1 rRNA gene is annotated in these 2962 nt (G+C 53.3%); it reads right to left on the bottom strand.

Annotated elements, in window-relative coordinates:
- Positions 1–33 precede the first annotated feature (33 nt).
- Positions 34–2937: ribosomal RNA gene (locus tag M8370_RS23055) — 23S ribosomal RNA — on the bottom strand.
- Between the last annotated feature and the right edge of the window lie 25 nt (positions 2938–2962).

Here is a 2962-nt window from a genome sequence, read left to right on the forward strand (position 1 = left end):
TCTGTCTCTTCGCCAAAACATCTTCGGCGTTGTAAGGTTAAGCCTCACGGTTCATTAGTATCGGTTAGCTCAACGCATCGCTGCGCTTACACACCCGACCTATCAACGTCATCGTCTTTAACGTTCCTTCAGGACTCTCAAGGAGTCAGGGAGAACTCATCTCGGGGCAAGTTTCGTGCTTAGATGCTTTCAGCACTTATCTCTTCCGCATTTAGCTACCGGGCAGTGCCATTGGCATGACAACCCGAACACCAGTGATGCGTCCACTCCGGTCCTCTCGTACTAGGAGCAGCCCCCCTCAATTCTCCAGCGCCCACGGCAGATAGGGACCGAACTGTCTCACGACGTTCTAAACCCAGCTCGCGTACCACTTTAAATGGCGAACAGCCATACCCTTGGGACCTACTTCAGCCCCAGGATGTGATGAGCCGACATCGAGGTGCCAAACACCGCCGTCGATATGAACTCTTGGGCGGTATCAGCCTGTTATCCCCGGAGTACCTTTTATCCGTTGAGCGATGGCCCTTCCATTCAGAACCACCGGATCACTATGACCTGCTTTCGCACCTGCTCGAGCCGTCACTCTCGCAGTCAAGCTAGCTTATGCCATTGCACTAACCTCCTGATGTCCGACCAGGATTAGCTAACCTTCGTGCTCCTCCGTTACTCTTTGGGAGGAGACCGCCCCAGTCAAACTACCCACCAGACACTGTCCGCAACCCGGATTACGGGTCTACGTTAGAACACCAGCCATTAAAGGGTGGTATTTCAAGGATGGCTCCACGCAGACTGGCGTCCACGCTTCAAAGCCTCCCACCTATCCTACACATCAAGGACCAGTGTTCAGTGTCAAGCTATAGTAAAGGTTCACGGGGTCTTTCCGTCTTGCCGCGGGTACACTGCATCTTCACAGCGAGTTCAATTTCACTGAGTCTCGGGTGGAGACAGCCTGGCCATCATTACGCCATTCGTGCAGGTCGGAACTTACCCGACAAGGAATTTCGCTACCTTAGGACCGTTATAGTTACGGCCGCCGTTTACCGGGGCTTCGATCAAGAGCTTCGCGTTGCCGCTAACCCCATCAATTAACCTTCCGGCACCGGGCAGGCGTCACACCGTATACGTCCACTTTCGTGTTTGCACAGTGCTGTGTTTTTAATAAACAGTTGCAGCCAGCTGGTATCTTCGACTGATTTCAGCTCCACCCGCAGGGGCTTCACCTACATATCAGCGTGCCTTCTCCCGAAGTTACGGCACCATTTTGCCTAGTTCCTTCACCCGAGTTCTCTCAAGCGCCTTGGTATTCTCTACCTGACCACCTGTGTCGGTTTGGGGTACGATTTGATGTTACCTGATGCTTAGAGGCTTTTCCTGGAAGCAGGGCATTTGTTACTTCAGCACCGTAGTGCCTCGTCATCACACCTCAGCGTTAAAAAGGTACCGGATTTACCTGGAACCTCCGCCTACATGCTTAAACCGGGACAACCGTCGCCCGGCTAACATAGCCTTCTCCGTCCCCCCTTCGCAGTAACACCAAGTACAGGAATATTAACCTGTTTCCCATCGACTACGCCTTTCGGCCTCGCCTTAGGGGTCGACTCACCCTGCCCCGATTAACGTTGGACAGGAACCCTTGGTCTTCCGGCGAGCGGGCTTTTCACCCGCTTTATCGTTACTTATGTCAGCATTCGCACTTCTGATACCTCCAGCAACCCTCACAGGCCACCTTCAACGGCTTACAGAACGCTCCCCTACCCAACAACACAGAGTGTCGCTGCCGCAGCTTCGGTGCATGGTTTAGCCCCGTTACATCTTCCGCGCAGGCCGACTCGACCAGTGAGCTATTACGCTTTCTTTAAATGATGGCTGCTTCTAAGCCAACATCCTGGCTGTCTGGGCCTTCCCACATCGTTTCCCACTTAACCATGACTTTGGGACCTTAGCTGGCGGTCTGGGTTGTTTCCCTCTTCACGACGGACGTTAGCACCCGCCGTGTGTCTCCCGTGATAACATTCTTCGGTATTCGTAGTTTGCATCGGGTTGGTAAGCCGGGATGGCCCCCTAGCCGAAACAGTGCTCTACCCCCGAAGATGAGTTCACGAGGCGCTACCTAAATAGCTTTCGGGGAGAACCAGCTATCTCCCGGTTTGATTGGCCTTTCACCCCCAGCCACAGGTCATCCGCTAATTTTTCAACATTAGTCGGTTCGGTCCTCCAGTTAGTGTTACCCAACCTTCAACCTGCCCATGGCTAGATCACCGGGTTTCGGGTCTATACCCTGCAACTTAACGCCCAGTTAAGACTCGGTTTCCCTTCGGCTCCCCTATACGGTTAACCTTGCTACAGAATATAAGTCGCTGACCCATTATACAAAAGGTACGCAGTCACACCCGAAGGTGCTCCCACTGCTTGTACGTACACGGTTTCAGGTTCTTTTTCACTCCCCTCGCCGGGGTTCTTTTCGCCTTTCCCTCACGGTACTGGTTCACTATCGGTCAGTCAGGAGTATTTAGCCTTGGAGGATGGTCCCCCCATATTCAGACAGGATACCACGTGTCCCGCCCTACTCTTCGAGTTCACAGCCTGTGTGTTTTCGTGTACGGGACTTTCACCCTGTACCGTGCGACTTTCCAGACGCTTCCACTAACACACAAGCTGATTCAGACTCTGGGCTGCTCCCCGTTCGCTCGCCGCTACTGGGGGAATCTCGGTTGATTTCTTTTCCTCGGGGTACTTAGATGTTTCAGTTCCCCCGGTTCGCCTCGTTAACCTATGTATTCAGTTAACGATAGTGCAACGGATTGCACTGGGTTTCCCCATTCGGACATCGCCGGGTCAAGGGTTCATATCACCTCGCCGGCGCTTTTCGCAGATTAGCACGTCCTTCATCGCCTCTGACTGCCAGGGCATCCACCGTGTACGCTTAGTCGCTTAACCTCACAACCCGAAGATGTTTCACTTC

The organism is Enterobacter cloacae complex sp. OE43NF (genome assembly GCF_023544405.1).
Classification (GTDB): domain Bacteria; phylum Pseudomonadota; class Gammaproteobacteria; order Enterobacterales; family Enterobacteriaceae; genus Enterobacter; species Enterobacter cloacae.